General features: G+C 36.6%; 20 protein-coding genes and 1 pseudogene. 7 read left to right on the plus strand and 14 right to left on the minus strand.

The window, feature by feature from the left end:
• Positions 1-207: 207 nt before the first annotated feature.
• Positions 208-987 (plus strand): GDSL-type esterase/lipase family protein, encoded by a 780-nt coding sequence (locus AB1284_RS15880; RefSeq protein WP_429753963.1) that lies wholly within the window; start codon positions 208-210, stop codon positions 985-987.
• A 294-nt stretch (positions 988-1,281) separates the two neighbouring features.
• Positions 1,282-1,728, plus strand: coding sequence for a MarR family winged helix-turn-helix transcriptional regulator (locus tag AB1284_RS15885; RefSeq protein ID WP_336481546.1), 447 nt, complete (start codon positions 1,282-1,284; stop codon positions 1,726-1,728).
• A 24-nt stretch (positions 1,729-1,752) separates the two neighbouring features.
• Here the strand turns inward: AB1284_RS15885 and AB1284_RS15890 are convergent, their stop codons facing one another.
• From AB1284_RS15890 to argC, 7 genes are all read right to left on the minus strand, one after another.
• The gene (locus AB1284_RS15890) at positions 1,753-1,908 is read right to left on the minus strand and encodes a hypothetical protein (protein ID WP_429753962.1); all 156 of its coding nucleotides are present in this window, start codon (positions 1,906-1,908) and stop codon (positions 1,753-1,755) included.
• 54 nt (positions 1,909-1,962) lie between these two features.
• A complete protein-coding gene (locus tag AB1284_RS15895) occupies positions 1,963-2,514 on the minus strand; it encodes a DUF2062 domain-containing protein (protein WP_429753961.1) in 552 nt (183 codons plus the stop codon).
• A gap of 110 nt (positions 2,515-2,624) precedes the next feature.
• Positions 2,625-3,572 carry an ornithine carbamoyltransferase gene (gene argF, locus AB1284_RS15900; RefSeq protein ID WP_429753960.1) on the minus strand — a complete coding sequence of 316 codons (948 nt, stop codon included), beginning with the start codon at positions 3,570-3,572 and terminating at the stop codon, positions 2,625-2,627.
• A gap of 14 nt (positions 3,573-3,586) precedes the next feature.
• Complete coding sequence (locus AB1284_RS15905) at positions 3,587-4,741, minus strand: acetylornithine transaminase (RefSeq protein WP_429753959.1); 1,155 nt, start codon at positions 4,739-4,741, stop codon at positions 3,587-3,589.
• Positions 4,710-5,504, minus strand: a complete 795-nt coding sequence (gene argB / locus AB1284_RS15910; RefSeq protein ID WP_429753958.1) for an acetylglutamate kinase — start codon at positions 5,502-5,504, stop codon at positions 4,710-4,712. The genes AB1284_RS15905 and argB overlap by 32 nt, the downstream gene beginning before the upstream one ends.
• An 11-nt stretch (positions 5,505-5,515) precedes the next feature.
• Complete coding sequence (argJ, locus tag AB1284_RS15915; RefSeq protein WP_429753957.1) at positions 5,516-6,739, minus strand: bifunctional glutamate N-acetyltransferase/amino-acid acetyltransferase ArgJ; 1,224 nt, start codon at positions 6,737-6,739, stop codon at positions 5,516-5,518.
• Between the two features lie 12 nt (positions 6,740-6,751).
• On the minus strand, positions 6,752-7,789 hold the full coding sequence (gene argC / locus AB1284_RS15920) for an N-acetyl-gamma-glutamyl-phosphate reductase (protein WP_429753956.1): 1,038 nt from the start codon (positions 7,787-7,789) through the stop codon (positions 6,752-6,754).
• A gap of 231 nt (positions 7,790-8,020) precedes the next feature.
• On the opposite strand from argC, the gene AB1284_RS15925 reads away from it, so the two are divergent.
• Positions 8,021-8,206 carry a YqzH family protein gene (locus AB1284_RS15925; protein WP_336481553.1) on the plus strand — a complete coding sequence of 62 codons (186 nt, stop codon included), beginning with the start codon at positions 8,021-8,023 and terminating at the stop codon, positions 8,204-8,206.
• Positions 8,207-8,266: 60 nt separating this feature from the next.
• Positions 8,267-8,635 (plus strand): hypothetical protein, encoded by a 369-nt coding sequence (locus AB1284_RS15930; RefSeq protein WP_429753955.1) that lies wholly within the window; start codon positions 8,267-8,269, stop codon positions 8,633-8,635.
• Positions 8,636-8,658: 23 nt separating this feature from the next.
• Here AB1284_RS15930 and AB1284_RS15935 read toward each other — a convergent pair whose 3' ends face one another.
• Together AB1284_RS15935 and AB1284_RS15940 are read right to left on the minus strand one after the other, a co-directional pair.
• Positions 8,659-9,453, minus strand: coding sequence for an SDR family oxidoreductase (locus tag AB1284_RS15935; protein WP_429753954.1), 795 nt, complete (start codon positions 9,451-9,453; stop codon positions 8,659-8,661).
• A 9-nt stretch (positions 9,454-9,462) separates the two neighbouring features.
• On the minus strand, positions 9,463-10,413 hold the full coding sequence (locus AB1284_RS15940; protein WP_429753953.1) for an MBL fold metallo-hydrolase: 951 nt from the start codon (positions 10,411-10,413) through the stop codon (positions 9,463-9,465).
• A 172-nt stretch (positions 10,414-10,585) separates the two neighbouring features.
• Between AB1284_RS15940 and proI the strand changes: the two genes are divergently transcribed.
• Positions 10,586-11,425 carry a pyrroline-5-carboxylate reductase ProI gene (gene proI, locus AB1284_RS15945; protein WP_336481557.1) on the plus strand — a complete coding sequence of 280 codons (840 nt, stop codon included), beginning with the start codon at positions 10,586-10,588 and terminating at the stop codon, positions 11,423-11,425.
• Positions 11,426-11,456: 31 nt separating this feature from the next.
• Here proI and sdaAA read toward each other — a convergent pair whose 3' ends face one another.
• The 3 genes from sdaAA to rnz form a co-directional block, all read right to left on the minus strand.
• Positions 11,457-12,335 carry an L-serine ammonia-lyase, iron-sulfur-dependent, subunit alpha gene (gene sdaAA / locus AB1284_RS15950; RefSeq protein WP_336481558.1) on the minus strand — a complete coding sequence of 293 codons (879 nt, stop codon included), beginning with the start codon at positions 12,333-12,335 and terminating at the stop codon, positions 11,457-11,459.
• 18 nt (positions 12,336-12,353) lie between these two features.
• Positions 12,354-13,013: an L-serine ammonia-lyase, iron-sulfur-dependent subunit beta gene (gene sdaAB / locus AB1284_RS15955; protein ID WP_336481559.1), complete on the minus strand. Its 660-nt coding sequence runs from the start codon at positions 13,011-13,013 to the stop codon at positions 12,354-12,356.
• Positions 13,014-13,428: 415 nt separating this feature from the next.
• Complete coding sequence (gene rnz / locus AB1284_RS15960; protein WP_429753952.1) at positions 13,429-14,352, minus strand: ribonuclease Z; 924 nt, start codon at positions 14,350-14,352, stop codon at positions 13,429-13,431.
• A 191-nt stretch (positions 14,353-14,543) separates the two neighbouring features.
• Here rnz and AB1284_RS15965 point away from each other — a divergent pair, with 191 nt between their 5' ends.
• Positions 14,544-14,795: a DUF3932 family protein gene (locus AB1284_RS15965; RefSeq protein WP_429753951.1), complete on the plus strand. Its 252-nt coding sequence runs from the start codon at positions 14,544-14,546 to the stop codon at positions 14,793-14,795.
• 98 nt (positions 14,796-14,893) lie between these two features.
• Here AB1284_RS15965 and AB1284_RS15970 read toward each other — a convergent pair.
• A pseudogene (locus AB1284_RS15970) lies at positions 14,894-15,016 on the minus strand (alpha/beta fold hydrolase); the annotation flags it as partial.
• Positions 15,012-16,250: a DNA polymerase IV gene (locus tag AB1284_RS15975; protein WP_429753950.1), complete on the minus strand. Its 1,239-nt coding sequence runs from the start codon at positions 16,248-16,250 to the stop codon at positions 15,012-15,014. The pseudogene AB1284_RS15970 and the gene AB1284_RS15975, both read right to left, overlap by 5 nt.
• A gap of 134 nt (positions 16,251-16,384) precedes the next feature.
• On the opposite strand from AB1284_RS15975, the gene AB1284_RS15980 reads away from it, so the two are divergent.
• On the plus strand, positions 16,385-16,585 hold the full coding sequence (locus AB1284_RS15980) for a hypothetical protein (RefSeq protein ID WP_429753949.1): 201 nt from the start codon (positions 16,385-16,387) through the stop codon (positions 16,583-16,585).
• Positions 16,586-16,614 lie beyond the last annotated feature (29 nt).

Below are 16,614 nucleotides of genomic sequence, written 5' to 3' on the forward strand. Positions count from 1 at the left end.
AGGTGTCTTACTTCTTCTGAGAACATGATAAATCTACCTGTCTGACATCTATCATAACGAACAGGAATTTATATCGTCAATGTAATTTGACAGATTTCTACAAATCTTCCGTAAAAATAATGTAAATTTTTTTGAAGGCATAATGCCTATCCCATTACTCCCCCTAATGAATATGGTACAATAAGCATCTATAAGGAGAGTATAACGATGAAAAAGGTCATTTTATCTGCACTTTGTCTCCTCCTTCTTATCATTACACTTCTGTATTATGATCAGGATCATGAGACAAATGTTCAAAAAGAATCTTCAGCTGCTGCTGTTCCGCACTGGATTGATACTCAAACAGGTGCAACACTTCATCATCTTGTCTTAGGCGATTCTCTTGCAAAGGGCTACGGCTCTACACAAGGTGGATATACACAAATTGCTTCTCATAGATTAGAAGAGCAATTACAAAAACATATTATCGTCGATAACCTTGCTGTAAACGGCTTAACAACAGATGGTTTACTTCAAATGATACAAACAGAAGAAGTAAAACAAAAAATAAAAGATGCTCACATTATTACAATTAGTATTGGTGGGAATAACGTTTTACACATAAACAGAAATGTCGGTATTATAGAAGGAATGAAATTATTAAATGAAGAAAAAGATCGTTTTGAACGAGATTTACAAAACATTGTAAAAACCATTCGTATGTCTAATCCGAATGCACTCCTCATTTTCTCTGAGCTCTATAACCCATTAAAGCTCGAAGATTCCATTGCTTCTTACGCAAGTGTTTTCTTAGATAGCTGGAATAAAACAATATATTCAATTTCAAAAGAAAATCAGCCTTCACTCGTATTACCGATTCGTAAATTATTACCAAATGATCAAAAAGACTTACTATACGACCAAGTTCATCCGAATGATAAAGGATATGAAAAAATTGCAGAATCCTTTATACAGCAAGTGTTGTCATATAAAGTGAAACTTCCATAAGTAGGTGGTTTTCCTACTTATGGTTAGTTGAACCAATCGGGCCCTTACAGGCGGTTTTACGTCTTAGATTCCCCTAAACTACCGCCTGTTTGGGCGGGATAAAGTGAAACTTCCATAAGTAGGCGGACTTCCAACTTATGGTTAGTTGAACCAATCGGGCCCTTACAGACAGGATTCCCTCTTGTACCGCTCACACATACCGCTTGTTTGGACGGAATCAAGATACAAGCAAATAATTCTATTTTTATACATCATAATTTTTTGTTACAATAAGAATAGAAGGGGGCCTGTTATATGGAGTCACGTGAGTGGGAGCGTATCGTTGATCATCTTCTTTCGTTAGTGCCTCTTTTTTATCGCAAGTTTATGCTTCCTGGAGAGTTCTCTTCTCGTAGACATATGCCACCATCACATACACAGGTGTTATTGTTATTGCATGAACGAGATACATTAGCAGTTTCAGAAATCGGAAAACGGTTAGCTATTTCAAGACCGAATATGACACCATTGCTAAATAAACTCATTCAAGAAGAACTTGTAGAGCGCCATTATAGCGAAAAAGATCGGCGTGTTATTTTAATGTCTCTTACAGCCGAAGGAAAATTATTGGTAAATCAATACAAACAATTCCTTTTAGAAAAACTGAAGGAAAATTTACAAACGTTATCATCAAGCGACCGGGAACAACTGACCCATTCGCTACAAACAATTCAAAACTTAATTATGAAAGCAAATATATAAAGCTGCTTCTAGACAGAAGCAGCTTTATGTTTCGTAATAGTTTCCATAATATACATTGGAATACGGCCAAGTAGTTAAATACGGTTTACTTTCTTGTAATGGTTGAATCTGTCTTACGTACGGGACAGGATAATATACAATACGCTGATAGTACCTAGGAGCATAATAAGAAAAAAACATCAACTTTCCCCCTTTTTAGAAGCATATTCAAAAAGGAAATTTGATGTGCATTCATTATATTTGTGCAATTGGTCTTTTTATTTGTTTCTTTCTTTTCGTCAATCTCAGTTTGCGGTTTTTCTCATATAAATAGTACATAACAAAATAGGCAATTATGCCGAGTACGATCCCTAAAATTGTCATACCTATTAATACATATACTTCATTTTGTAACAGGCTTTTTAACATTGTTAGTGCATTCCAGGAAAAAAAGTCTCCTATTGTATAATGCTGATGGTGAATTTTTTTTATCTTAAATGGACAAATAAATTTCCCCAATGCATGTGCGAAAGGAATTAAAAGAACAGGTAAAAATGATACTTTCCCAATAATATTACCAATGACAGCCGCCGGAAACGAACCTTTCAGCAATCGAACAAGCGGATAAAAAACAAGGTATATAAGAGAAGCCGTATGAATGACTAGCATTTCTATTCCAAAACCAACAGCAAATCCTCTTGATACAATTTTCGCGCCTTCTGGTGCACGCAATAATTTATAATAATTTAACTTCATTCCTCGCCAAATACGCTGAAGGAGTGAATACGTTTTCTTATTTACTCGCATCTGAATCAACTCTCTTATATTTTTCTATTGTTTATACTATTATAAAGTATAAAAAGAGAAAATGCGAAGCCTAGATAAGACATTTTAAATAAAAAACAACCTTCTCTTATTTAAGAAGGTTGTTTTTCTTGTAATAAACTAACTAATAATGCCTTTTGTACATGCAAACGATTGCCGGCTTGCTGAAATACAATTGATTGTGGCCCATCAATAATTGCTGCAGTTACTTCTTCTTCACGATGAGCTGGCAAACAATGTAAAAAATGATAGGTTGATTTTGCAAACTGAGTGAGCTGCTCGTTTACTTGATACGGCTGAAATAATTCATATTTCTCCTTACTATCTTCTTGACCCATACTCATCCAAACATCTGTATAAACAAAATCTGCTTCTTCAACAGCTTCTTTTGGATTATACGTAACTTCAACTTTCGCACCTGTTCCTTTTGCAATTTCTATCGCACGTTTTACAATCGCTTCATCCGCTTCATATCCTGGAGGTGTTGCAACTGTAATATTCATTCCTACTTTCGCACTCGCAAGCAGCAATGAATGACAAACATTATTTCCATCCCCAACGTAAGCAAGTTTGATATCTTGGAATGTATTCGCTTCTTCATAAATTGTCATTAAATCCGCAAGCGCTTGACATGGGTGATGATCGTCTGTTAATCCATTAATAATTGGAATTGTTGCCTCTTTTGCTAATTCTTCTACTTCTGCATGTGAAAATGTTCGTATCATAATTCCATCAATATACTGTGACAACACTTTAGCCGTATCAGCAATACTTTCTCCTCTGCCGAGCTGTAATTCTTTACCGCTTAAAAACATGCCATGCCCACCAAGCTGAACCATGCCAGCTTCAAATGATACACGTGTACGAGTAGAATGTTTATCAAAGATTAATCCTAAAATTTTCCCATTTAAAAACGGTAATGTTTTTTCTTTTTTTACATACATCGCAAATTCGATAATTGCAATTATTTCTTCTTGCGTTAACTCTTCTAATGTTAAAATATCCTTTGTTTGAAGTTTAGGTACAGCCGTTGTTTTCATACAAAATTCCCCCTCTATTTAATCAATGTTTGTTTGCATACACGATTCATCATATGCACCGCTTCATCTATTTCCTCTTTCGTTACGATAAGTGGCGGTAATACACGCAGTACATTGGGCCCGGCTTGCAAAACAAGCAGCCCTTCTTTCTCTAGCGCGGCCACCATAGCACTAACTTCTCCCTTGCAAACAACCCCAATCATAAGCCCTTTCCCGCGAATATCAATAATCCAATCTATATCCTGCAATTCTTCTTGTAATTTTCGTAAAAAATATGTACCTTTTTCTTGTACTTCTTGCAAAAAAGAAGACTGTGAAATGATTTGTAATACTTCTTTTGCTGCTGTCATAGCAATAAAGTTCCCACCAAACGTCGAACCATGTGTTCCTGGAGAAAAAACAGACCCTAACTCTTTCTTACCAAGCATCGCTCCAACTGGAATACCATTTCCAAGTGCTTTTGCGACTGTCACAATATCAGGTGAAATTCCCATTTGTTCATATGCAAATAACGTCCCTGTTCTCCCGATTCCTGTTTGCACTTCATCAATGATAAAAAGTGCTCCGTATACATGACACAACTTCTCGATTTCACGTAAAAATGTGATATCTGCAGGAAGAACACCACCTTCTCCCTGCACAATTTCTACCATAACAGCTGCAACCTCTTCATTCATTGCCTCTCGAAATGCAACAATATCATTAAAAGGTAGATGCAGAAAACTTGGGAGGAGCGGGCCGAATCCATCGTGGATTTTAGATTGTCCTGTTGCACTCATTGTTCCAAACGTTCGTCCGTGAAACGATTGTTTACACGTAATTACGACTGATTTCCCTGTATACTTACGGGCTAACTTCAGCGCTGCTTCATTCGCTTCAGCTCCGCTATTACAAAAAAATGCGTAGTCTAATTCTCGATCTTTCGTTAATAACGCGGCTACTTCTTCTTGCACTGTATGCGGAAATAAATTTGAAATATGCCATATTGTTTTTAATTGCTTTTCTACAGCATTTACGACCGCTGGATGACAATGTCCTAAATTGCATACTGCAATTCCAGAAGTAAAATCTAAATATTGCTTTCCTTGTTTATCTGTAACCTTTGTGCCGCTGCCTTTCACAATTTCAATGTTTCGTCTACTGTATGTTGGAAAAACATGCTGTCCCATTATAGATCCCCCCCTTTTTTATTGTTGTACCAACCCACTCTCCTTTATTTGTCAGAAAACGTTGTGTACCGTTTACAATTACAACATCCTTCACACCTAGTTCCAATGACATCAGTGCTGCTTTTACTTTCGGAATCATTCCCCCAGTAATAATTCCATTGTCTATAAGCTCTAGAAGCTGCTTTTCCTCTGCTTGCTCTAGAAGCTCCTCCTTATATAGGACACCATCTACATCTGTAATAAAAATTAAATTTTTCGCATTCATTGCTGTCGCAATTGCTGCTGCCGCTGTATCTGCATTGACGTTGTATACCTGCCCATCCATTACTCCAACAGGCGCAACAACAGGAACAAATCGATTTGCCAACAAATGTTCTAACAGCATTGTTTGAACATATTGCACTTCACCGACAAAGCCAAATTTCTCTTCTAATGGAGTAACTTGCAATAGCATTCCATCACAACCGGATAATCCAATCGCTCCAAGTTCTTGTTCATTTAACTTTGAAACCAATGTCTTGTTCGTACTACCGCATAATACCATTTGCACAACTTCCATTACCTCTGCAGTTGTCACACGTAGTCCATCTTTCTTTTCAATTGGGATACTTAGTTTGTTTAGCATTGCATCAATTTCAGGTCCACCGCCATGAACAACAATCACATCATATATTTGTGCCATTTGTTTCATACATTGAAAAAATGTTTCGCCTAAACGAGCTAACATACTACCGCCACACTTTATTACAATACGCTCTCTCATTTCTTCTCTCCTTATGTGCGATAACAAGCATTAATTTTCACATATTCATAACTTAAATCGCATCCCCATGCTCTTCCACTGGCTTTACCAAGATGTACATATACATCTATAACAATCTCTGATTGCTGTAACAGCTGTTTCATCTCTTCTTCTGAAAAATGTTGCGGTTCACTACCTTTTAATACCGCAATGGACTGGATATAAATATCAACTGTACTTGGCTCAATGACAATGCCGCTTTGTCCAATTGCGCTAATAATACGACCCCAGTTTGCATCCTCACCGAATGCAGCTGCTTTCACAAGATTGGAACCAACAATTTGCTTCGCAATCATATTTGCTTCTTCTACAGTTCGTGTGCCATGCACATTTATTTCAATTAACTTTGTTGCTCCTTCTCCATCTTTTGCAATTTGTTTTGCTAAATCTTCACAAACCTTTCCAAGCGCCATCAAAAATTTCTCCCATTCTGGATGCCCTTCACATATTGCGGTTGTATTTGATAGGCCGCTTGCCATAACAAGTACCATATCATTTGTAGATGTATCACCATCAACTGTAATTTGATTAAATGTTTGATTCGTAATTTGGGATAAAGCTCTTTGCAATGCTTCACTTTCAATATTCACATCAGTCGTAATAAACCCAAGCATCGTTGCCATATTCGGATGAATCATCCCTGATCCTTTTGCAGCCCCGGCAATTGCAACCTCTTTTCCTTCAATAGAGAGCTTATAGCACGATTGTTTCGCAACTAAATCTGTTGTCAAAATCGCTTCATAAAATGATGCCGCAATCTCTACCTCTTTTGATGGCTGTAAAATAGAAATACCGCTTCGCACTTTTTCCATCGGTAGAGGCTCTCCAATGACTCCTGTAGATGCTACCGCAACATAATGCTCCTCTAAATGAAACTCCTTAGCTGCTAATGAACGCATTTCATATGCATCTTGTAGCCCTTGTTCGCCTGTACAAGAATTTGCATTTGCGCTATTGACAACAATAGCTTGTAATTTTCCCTTGGCAGCAATACTTTCTTTCGTAACAATAAGAGGAGCTGCTTGAAATTGATTTTGTGTATAAACAGCTGCACAGCTAGCTGGCACTTCACACACAATTGCGCCCATATCTTTTCTCTCTTTTCTTAACCCCGCATGAATTCCAATTGCTGCAAATCCTTTCGGTGTTACAATCGAACCGTTTTCTATCTTTGTGCATACTAATGTTTCAATCATGATTCTTCCCCCTTACGGATACAACGGCATAAAGTGTAAATTCTTCGTTTCTTCCACTCCTGCCAATATATTTGCATTTTGCACAGCCTGCCCAGCTGCACCCTTCATTACATTATCAATAACTGCTACAATTGTAATTCGTCCTGTCCGCTTATCATAAGCCGTTCCAATGTCACAAAAGTTAGATCCCCTTACTTCTTTCGGACTTGGAAAAATTCCCTTTTCTCGTATTCTTACAAACGGTGAGTGGCAATAACTCTCTTCATAAACCTGTTGAAGTACATCATCTGTTATTTCCTGCTTTACCTTTGCATAGAGCGTTACCATAATTCCCCTTGTAATTGGAATAAGGTGTGTACTAAATGTGATTGGTTTCATGCTCTCATCCCACTCTTGTAACATTTGCTCAATTTCCGGGACATGCTGATGTTCATTCACTTTATAAATGTATAAATTATCGTGAATTTCTGGAAAATGCGTCATACTTGTTGGTGTCTTTCCAGCTCCAGAAACCCCTGATTTTGCATCAATAATAAGTGAATCCACTTCAATTATTCCATTTTTCACTAACGGAGCTGCCGCCAGCAATGTTGCTGTTGCATAACATCCTGGATTCGCAATTAAGTCTGCTGTTGCAATCTCGCCTTTTTTCCACTCTGGTAATCCATAAACAGCTTGTTGTAACACTTCTTCTTTCGCAGCTGGTTTTTTATACCATTCTTCATATGTAAATGGCTTTTTGATTCGAAAATCTCCTGATAAATCAATAACTCTCATACCAGACTCTAGTAAACTTGGAGTCAAATTAGCTGATACCCCAGCCGGTGTTGCTAAAAATACAAGATCTGCTTCTTTTGCAATTCCTTCAACATCTACTTCTTCTAATGTATGAGAAATAAAAGTAGATAAATGAGGATAAGGTGTTGTCATAACTTCTCCAATTTGCGAAAAAGAATGTACCGATGTCACTGTAATGCTTGGATGATGTGTTAATAACCGTAAAAGCTCAAGTCCTCCGTATCCAGTTGCCCCAATAATTGCCGCTTTCATAATTCCTCCTCATTACCTTTTAGATTTAAGTATGATTATAATATTGTATATTTATGAAGTCAATTAAATATTTATAAATTTTTTAATAATAAAAATTGATATAAAAAGTTGTTTTACTAATAAAACTTTTAAAACACATGAATTTTTATGCAAATTAACAATATAGAGACTTTCTTTTCTAATTCAAGTACAATAAAAACAATACATATATACATGTAGGTGGGAAAAATCATGAATGAAAAACTAATTCAAAAAATGATTATAAAAAGTTTTCAACAATATCAATGTACGCCAACTTCACAAGAAGACTATAAAATGCTTGTAGAACGTATTCAAAACATGATTTCTAATAATACAGAGATTGATTTGTATGAGGCTATAGAGGATGTTGTATATGAATACATTACGCTATCGTAGAGATTGAGAAACTTATAACATGTTAAAGGAGTAGGAAGCATGAAAAGGAGATTATAAAAAATGAAAAAAATTTTTATTCTTCTCGGATTACTTACTTTCTTTTTAACAGCTTGCCAAGATAGCGCCATAAACTTTCCAGACATTTACCCTCATATTCATGTAACAAAAATAGAAGTAACGAAAGGTAATGGAGAAAATACGATTATCACAAATCAAACACATATTGAGGAATGGATCAATCGCATGCAGTCTATTACATTCACACTAGAAAAAAACCAAGAAAAAATAGTCGGATATTTATATTCCGTAAAGATGTATAACAAGGACGAAGAAGTAGGTCGTTTCACGACTTCTGAAATTAACGGATATTATTACAAAAAAAATACTGAACTAGAATCAGCAATAGAAAATTTAATGAATAAAAAATAGGAGATTCTCAAAAAGAGAATCTCCTATTTTTTACTTAATGATTTTCCAGCTACACGCTCAAATAACCCTGGAAACAATGAAAAAATAATCGGCCCTAAACTCATCCACTTGGGTAAATTTACTTCACGCTTTTTCATTTCAATTGCTTTTACAACTTGATGCGCTACATAGTTTGGTTTTAATATGTAACGTTCCACACTTTTTACGTATGTACCAGATTGATCTGCTATCGTATGGAAGTTTGTATCAATTGGACCTGGATTAATAGCTGTTACAGTAATATTTGTATTTGCAAGTTCCATGCGCAAACTATTGGTAAACCCTAATACTGCATGCTTTGTTGCTGCATATGCACTTGATTTCGGTGTTGCAATTTTCCCTGCTAGTGAAGCAATATTCACAATATGTCCACTATTTCGTTTAATCATATAAGGTAAAACCGCCTTCGTACATGCTACTAAACCAAATACATTTACATCAAACATATCCTTTACCTCTTGCACGGATGCATCAACAAATGTTTTAAAAACACCAAAACCAGCATTATTGACTAATATATCAATACATCCTATATCCTGAAGAATTTGTGTAAAAACAACCTCCACTTCTTCTTCATTACTAACATCCAAAACATAGTAATGGCAAGGCTTACGATATGTGCTTTCAATTTTTTGTTTAAGAGCTCGTAATTTTTCTTCTGTACGGGCAATTAATACAGGAGTTGCATCTTGCTCCGCTACTTGCAACGCTATCTCTTCTCCAATTCCACTGGAAGCTCCTGTAATGACGATTACTTTATCTTGTAAACGCCGATTCATAGATGTCACCTACTTTGCATAGTAAATCCATTGTTTAGATGACTTGTCAATCATCACTTGTTGATTATATGCTAAAAAGTCTAATTGTCCAACTGTTTCAGAGATGGTAAGCGGTAACTGCTTTTCATATAGCGTAGGAAATAGTTTGACACACACCTCGAATGCTGTCATCGGTTGTGCTTTTAATAAATTTAATACTTTAAAAGCCCGTGCCTCTTGTTTTTGTAATCGCTCATTTACTAGTCCTGCCACATCAAGAACATCTTCTCCATGCCCTGATAGAACACGTGAAATATTCATACGAGCTAAGCGCTTTAATGTTTCATTGTACTGCAGCATCGGTTGTGCTCGTTCTGTTTCTCCCTCATATGGCGGTTCTAGAATTGGATTAGAAGAAATATGCCCAATCAACGCATCCCCGCCAATTAACACCCCATCTCTTTCACGATATAAAGAAATATGGGTAGAAGCATGACCCGGTGTTTCAATCACCATAAACTCCGATAAAGAAGCAATACGATCTCCTTCTCGTACAGTATGTGTAAGCGAACGTTTACAGGAGTAAATCATTGTTTTCGTTAACAATGCACCTTGTGGTAACAAGACTTCTGGAACTCCAAACTGTACAGATGCTTCTAAAAAGAACTGTTGATAACGCTTTATAAATTGCGGATCTTGTGTAATCCACGGCTCATTCCATGGATGACCGACAATATTTGTACGTTCAGAAAATATATCCAGCAATCCGCAATGATCTGCATGGTGGTGTGTAAGAACAACCGTTTCAATGTCTTCTACTTTATATCCTAATGCAGCTAGTTGTTTCTCCAGTGCAAGTCTCGATTCTTTTGTATTTGTTCCTGTATCAATTAATGTAAGTGTTTCTCCCTCTACTAAAAAAACATTGACTGTTTCAACCGCAAATGGAACAGGAATTTCCATTCGATGAATGACTGTCATACATATTCGCCCCTCTTTCTTTCCGTTTCAAAAAATGAATCTTCCTTCAGTTTACATCTTATATAAAAATTTGTCATTATTTTCAGACAAAAAGAAGGGATTTTCTATACAAAACCGAATGTATGTAAATTTATAAGTTATTCTCATATACACAGTAAAAGGAGGACTCATCATGTCACTACGAAAAATTGCTTTTGTCGGTGCAGGTTCAATTGCCGAAGCTACGCTTGCCGGCTTATTACAAGCTCACGTTGTAAAAGGGGAACAAATTACTGTCAGTAATCGCTCTAATGAAAGAAGACTGCAAGAGTTACATCATCGCTACGGAGTACATGGTACACATGATAAAAAAGAGCTGCTTGCTCATGCCGATATTATATTTTTAGCAATGAAACCAAAAGATGTTGTGGAAGCTCTTACTCCATTACGGGATTACATTACAGAGAATCAATTAATCATTTCATTATTAGCAGGTGTATCTACGACATCCATTACTAATTTATTACAAAAAAATGTTCCTATCATCCGTGCAATGCCAAATACATCATCAGCAATTTTAAAATCCGCTACCGCTATTTCTCCTTCCGTTCACGCAAAAGAAGAACATATCATGCTTGCAAAAACGCTTTTTGAAACAATTGGTCTTGTTTCTGTTGTAGAAGAAAAGCACATGCATGCTGTCACCGCTTTATCAGGAAGTGGACCAGCTTATATTTATTACGTTGTCGAAGCGATGGAAAATGCTGCAAAACAAATCGGCCTAGAGGAAACTGTTGCAAAATCACTTATTCTCCAAACAATGATTGGTGCCGCAGAGATGTTAAAAACAAATACAAAGCACCCTTCCATATTACGAAAAGAAATTACATCACCAGGAGGAACGACGGAAGCTGGCATTGAAATATTGAAAAGCTTTCAATTTCAAGAAGCACTTATTCAATGTATTACAGAAGCAACAAAACGTTCTCACGAGCTTGGTGAAACGTTAGAGAAATTTGTAAATGAAAAATAAAAAACCTTGCTGAGTAAGCAAGGTTTTTCTCTTATTCACTTTTCTTTCCAAAAATTTCCTCTTGCAAACGACGCCCCGTTGGCGTTGCCGCAAGACCGCCTTCTGCTGTTTCACGAAGCGCACTTGGCATCGATTGTCCGATGCGGTACATCGCTTCAATTACTTCATCACAAGGAATAGCACTCGTTACACCAGCTAATGATAAATCAGCTGCAATCATCGCATTTGATGCACCTGCTGCATTACGTTTTACACACGGCACTTCTACAAGCCCAGCAACAGGATCACATACTAAACCAAGCATATTCTTAAGTGCGATACTCATCGCTGTTGCTGCTTGCTCTGGTGTACCCCCAGCCATTTCAACAGCTGCTGCCGCTGCCATACCACTTGCTGAACCGACTTCCGCTTGGCACCCACCAGCTGCCCCGGCAATACAAGCATTATTCGCTACTACCATACCGAACGCACCAGCTGTAAATAGAAATTCAATCATTTCTTCACGTGTTGGGTTTAATTTTTCTTTTAGCGCAAATAGTACACCTGGTACTGTTCCAGCTGAACCAGCTGTTGGCGTTGCGCAAATAATACCCATAGCAGCGTTTACTTCATTCGTTGCGACAGCTTTACTTACCGCATCTAAAATTGTATCCCCAGACAACCCTTTTCCGCTTTTCATGTACGCTTGTACTTTCACTGCGTCTCCGCCAGTAAGTCCAGTCGGAGATTTTACGCCTTGAATTCCACGCTCTACTGCTTTTTCCATTACAACTAAATTTCTTTCCATACCAGCGATTACATCTTCACGAGAAAGTTTTCTTGTTTCCATCTCACATTGAATCATAATCTCTGCGATTTTTACGTTTTTCTCTTCTGCTTGTGCAACTAGTTCCGCTGCGTTCCGAAACATGTTGTGTCCCCCCTGCTATTAATCCATGATGGTTACTTGACAAATATTTGACTGCGCGTTAATTTCATCGATTATCTCATCTGCTAACAACTCATCCGTTTCAATGACCATTAACGCTTTTCTTCCTTTTTCCTTACGTGAAACACTCATCATACTAATATTGATTTCGTGCTTTGCAAGAATAGATGTAACTGAGGCAATTGCTCCAAAACGATCATTATTTACGATAAGAAGTGCCGGACTTGTACCTGTTAATTGCAAATCAAATCCATTTAGCTCCACAACTTCAATTTTCCCACCGCCGATTGAACAAGCAACCACTTCAATTTCATCCTCAGCTTTATACAAACGAATTTTCGCTGTATTTGGATGTACTGCTTGTGCTTCTTCTTCAATAAATGTAACATCAATTCCACGTTCTTTTGCAATTTCAAGTGCCTGCGGAATACGAGGATCATCCGTTTCAAATCCTAGTATGCCCCCAACAAGCGCTACATCTGTACCATGACCTCGATACGTTTTCGCAAACGAACCATATAAAGAAATGATAATTTTCTCAGGTTCATGACGGAACAGCTGACGAGAAACTTGCCCCATTCTTGCTGCACCTGCTGTATGTGAACTAGATGGACCAATCATAACTGGACCAATAATATCAAAAACTGAGCGATATTTCATAATAGTTCCCCCTAAATCTTCATTATGAAAAAGTTACCTACTAATAATCTATTAATCTGTCGCTTTTTTGTTTTTCTATTTGTACTAATAAATTTATAGAATCAATTTAATAAACTGATACATACCATCAGCTATCATAATATATAAGAGTCATCTTGTCACTTCTTGATTTATTTTATTTTTTTACAAAAACAAACAAAACATAAATTTATTACGTACAAACAACTTGAATACGCTTTCATTATATCTCTTTTTTTACAGAATTTAAATTTTTTAATATTTCAAACTAAAGACGAATTTTTCACACATTCAGTTCAATAGTATTTTACCATAAGTAATTCTTCTCTATTTTACGAAAACGATACAATAAAAAACCATGACAGATACATACGTTATCTCTGTCATAGTTTTTTCATTATTTTGATACAGGAAAACTTTTTAAATCTGCTGCAATTTCCGTGTTTGGAAATACTTGTCTCGCTTCTTCAACGAGCATGTTACATGCTTCACCTTGATAGCGAGAACTAATATGAGTTAAAATCATTTGTTTTACATTTGCTTGCAGCGCAATATTCGCCGCTTGCTGTGTTGTAGAATGATAATAATCATGAGCTTGCTGTGAATCTTCCGCGCCGAACGTCGCTTCATGTACAAGTACATCAGCATCCTGCGCTAATTCAATACTGGCTTCGCAATAACGTGTATCGCCTAAAATTGTAATAATTCGTCCTTTTTGAGGTGGTCCAATGAAATCCTTTCCGCAAAGTATACGTCCATCCTCAATCTCTACTGTTTCTCCATCCTTTAACCGCTTAAAGATTGGTCCCGGTTTAATTCCTTCCTCTAATAATTTATCTACGAGAAGATGCCCTGGAATATCCTTTTCTACAATACGATAGCCAAAACATTCAATTCCATGTGACAACCGTTTCGTTTCCACAAGAAATTGCTTATCTTCATATACAATACCTTCTTCGGTAATTTCTATAATCTCTATCGGGTATTTCACATGTGTTGTACTCACTGCCAATGCTACTTCAATAAACTGTTTAATCCCTTTTGGGCCATATACAGTTAACGGAGTTGTTCCTCCTTGAAAAGAACGGCTGCCTAACAAACCTGGTAATCCAAAAATATGATCCCCGTGTAAATGCGTAATAAATATTTTCTCAATGCGACGCGGACGCACTGATGTATGTAAAATTTGATGCTGTGTTGCCTCACCGCAGTCAAACAGCCACGTTGCACCTCGTTCTTCTAATAATTGCAAAGCTATCGCTGATACGTTTCTTCCCTTTGAAGGAACACCAGCTCCCGTTCCTAAAAATACAAATTCCACGTTGCATCCTCCAAGCATTTCATAATATCTATCGCTATCTTACGGAATATAAACAAAAATGGCAAATATACTTTGTACAAATCATTCATCTAGACAACTATATAATGCGAACGTTTACCACAAAAAACTTTACACTCGTTCGTTTTTTTGTAGTAAAATGATACTATCATTTATACAAGGTGGCTGAAACAATGAAAGAAGTATTTCGTTTACAAACTGACTTTTCTTCTTCTTTTGATCGCTGGGTAAGTTCATTTATTTCTGAAACACCAGCAGAATTACAATGGTCTACATTAAAAGAATTAATTCATGAATATATTGCATTGCATACAGTTCAAGCGGTACCAGAATACATCTCTTCTTCCATCACATATTATGCACAACGCATTTCTACGACGACTAATACAGACATTGTGATTTACGAAAGTCCTTATATCTCATAATATATTTACGTATTAAAACATAAAAAGGTATCGGCTTCCGATACCTTTTTATGTTGGGATGAATAAGCAAAACGGCTGGTTTAAATACAAAACGCCTATCATTTGTCATGTATTGTTGCAAATTGCTTAATCATTTCATTTAAATCCTTCGCTGCTTTTGTAGGAATCTGATACTTTACATTATCAATGAAATTTAATTTATTACATGGCAATTTTTCATATGAATTTATTCTCTAAATTTTGCTGAAATGTTCTCTCTTGTTGTCGAAACAATTGACTGCCGTGCTGAATAACCTTCGTACCATACTTACTATTTAGTTGTTCCATCACTGTCAAAAGCGGCTCTGCCTTCGCATCTTCTTCAAAAGAAAATAAATCAAGCTGTTTAGTCGCTTCTGTTTTCCATTCCAATTCACAAGCAGTAATGCCAAGTAATCTAACAGGGTCACCATCCCAATGTTTTTTCCATAGCCTTATTGTTGCTTGAAAAATATCTGGTGATTCCCAAATTGCATTTTCTAACAATTTACTGCGCGTAATCGTTCGGCGATTATAGTATTTAATCATAATTTGAATATTATATGTAACGAGAGCACGTTTTTGTAATCTTCGGCTCACAGATTGAGATAAGCGCTCTAACATATCCAGCAATTCCTTCTCTTCGTCCACATCTTTTGGCAACGTAATAGAATTTCCGATTGTTTTATATTGTCCCATTTGACTTGGATCAACATCCCTATTATCTATACCGTTTGCACGTTTTTGTAAATCCAATCCATGACTTCCAATTACAGAACGAATAATATGAGCTTTTCCAATAGCTAAATCTCCAATTGTATGTATATGTACATCTTTTAATTTTTCTGCTGTTTTCTTTCCAATTCCATGCATCTTTTCAACTGGAAGCGGCCAAAGAAGCTCTTGTACATCTCGTTTACGAAGCACTGTAATACCTAGAGGTTTTTTCATATCAGAGGCTGTTTTTGCTAGAAATAAGTTCGGAGCAATCCCAATGCTGCACGGAAGCTGTAATTCTGTTAGTAATGTTCGTTGAATCATTTGAGCAATTTCTAACGGTGAACCGAGTCCATAACACTCTGTAATATCTAAATACCCTTCGTCAATTGAAACAGGTTGAATTTTTTCAGTAAACCGCGCAAGAATTTGAAACAATGCAAAAGAAGCCTCTCTGTATAACTCAAAATTTGGATGTTTTATAACAAGTTCCGGACATAATCGTTTTGCTTCCCAAACAGGCATTGTCGCACGAATTCCCTTCGCCCTTGCTTCATAACTGCACGTTACAATAATTCCTTTCCGTTCCTTCGCATCCCCAGCTATCGCTAACGCTTTACCTTGCAATGATGCATCATGTGCGATTTCTACAGATGCATAAAAACAATTCATATCAACATGCAAAATGACGCGGCCATTTTTCGGATACATTTCACGCATCGTTCTCACCTCACAGGAACATTCGTTCTTATTTTATCAAAAACATTATAAAAAAATCAATTTTATAGAGGAGGAAATTGTTAATTTATAGAAGTATGTCCACATGGAAATTTCAAGGAGGTTAAGGAGAAAACATGACTACACGTGTAAAACCCCTTTATCTAATTTCACTATCTGTTTTCTGCTTGTTGATCATCTATTTACTACTTCCAGTCATAGGTATCGATGCTCAAGTGCTTCTTTCGTCTCTATTACCATTTTCAACTTTATACATCCTCCCATGGATTTTTCTGTATTGGTTTATTCGCCTCGTGAAGGCGTTGGAATCAAAATAAAAAGAGGCTAGCTTTTATGCTAACCTCTA

It is taken from the genome of Bacillus sp. S2(2024) (assembly GCF_050474045.1).
Classification (GTDB): Bacteria; Bacillota; Bacilli; order Bacillales; family Bacillaceae_G; genus Bacillus_A; species Bacillus_A yunxiaonensis.

Coding starts and splice junctions, on each gene's coding strand:
- AB1284_RS15880 (WP_429753963.1), top strand. CDS start 208: ATGAAAAAGGTCATTTTATCTGCACTTTGTCTCCTCCTTCTTATCATT.
- AB1284_RS15885 (WP_336481546.1), top strand. CDS start 1,282: ATGGAGTCACGTGAGTGGGAGCGTATCGTTGATCATCTTCTTTCGTTA.
- AB1284_RS15890 (WP_429753962.1), bottom strand. CDS start 1,908: ATGTTTTTTTCTTATTATGCTCCTAGGTACTATCAGCGTATTGTATAT.
- AB1284_RS15895 (WP_429753961.1), bottom strand. CDS start 2,514: ATGCGAGTAAATAAGAAAACGTATTCACTCCTTCAGCGTATTTGGCGA.
- argF (WP_429753960.1), bottom strand. CDS start 3,572: ATGAAAACAACGGCTGTACCTAAACTTCAAACAAAGGATATTTTAACA.
- AB1284_RS15905 (WP_429753959.1), bottom strand. CDS start 4,741: ATGGGACAGCATGTTTTTCCAACATACAGTAGACGAAACATTGAAATT.
- argB (WP_429753958.1), bottom strand. CDS start 5,504: ATGAGAGAGCGTATTGTAATAAAGTGTGGCGGTAGTATGTTAGCTCGT.
- argJ (WP_429753957.1), bottom strand. CDS start 6,739: ATGATTGAAACATTAGTATGCACAAAGATAGAAAACGGTTCGATTGTA.
- argC (WP_429753956.1), bottom strand. CDS start 7,789: ATGAAAGCGGCAATTATTGGGGCAACTGGATACGGAGGACTTGAGCTT.
- AB1284_RS15925 (WP_336481553.1), top strand. CDS start 8,021: ATGAATGAAAAACTAATTCAAAAAATGATTATAAAAAGTTTTCAACAA.
- AB1284_RS15930 (WP_429753955.1), top strand. CDS start 8,267: ATGAAAAAAATTTTTATTCTTCTCGGATTACTTACTTTCTTTTTAACA.
- AB1284_RS15935 (WP_429753954.1), bottom strand. CDS start 9,453: ATGAATCGGCGTTTACAAGATAAAGTAATCGTCATTACAGGAGCTTCC.
- AB1284_RS15940 (WP_429753953.1), bottom strand. CDS start 10,413: ATGACAGTCATTCATCGAATGGAAATTCCTGTTCCATTTGCGGTTGAA.
- proI (WP_336481557.1), top strand. CDS start 10,586: ATGTCACTACGAAAAATTGCTTTTGTCGGTGCAGGTTCAATTGCCGAA.
- sdaAA (WP_336481558.1), bottom strand. CDS start 12,335: ATGTTTCGGAACGCAGCGGAACTAGTTGCACAAGCAGAAGAGAAAAAC.
- sdaAB (WP_336481559.1), bottom strand. CDS start 13,013: ATGAAATATCGCTCAGTTTTTGATATTATTGGTCCAGTTATGATTGGT.
- AB1284_RS15965 (WP_429753951.1), top strand. CDS start 14,544: ATGAAAGAAGTATTTCGTTTACAAACTGACTTTTCTTCTTCTTTTGAT.
- AB1284_RS15975 (WP_429753950.1), bottom strand. CDS start 16,250: ATGCGTGAAATGTATCCGAAAAATGGCCGCGTCATTTTGCATGTTGAT.
- AB1284_RS15980 (WP_429753949.1), top strand. CDS start 16,385: ATGACTACACGTGTAAAACCCCTTTATCTAATTTCACTATCTGTTTTC.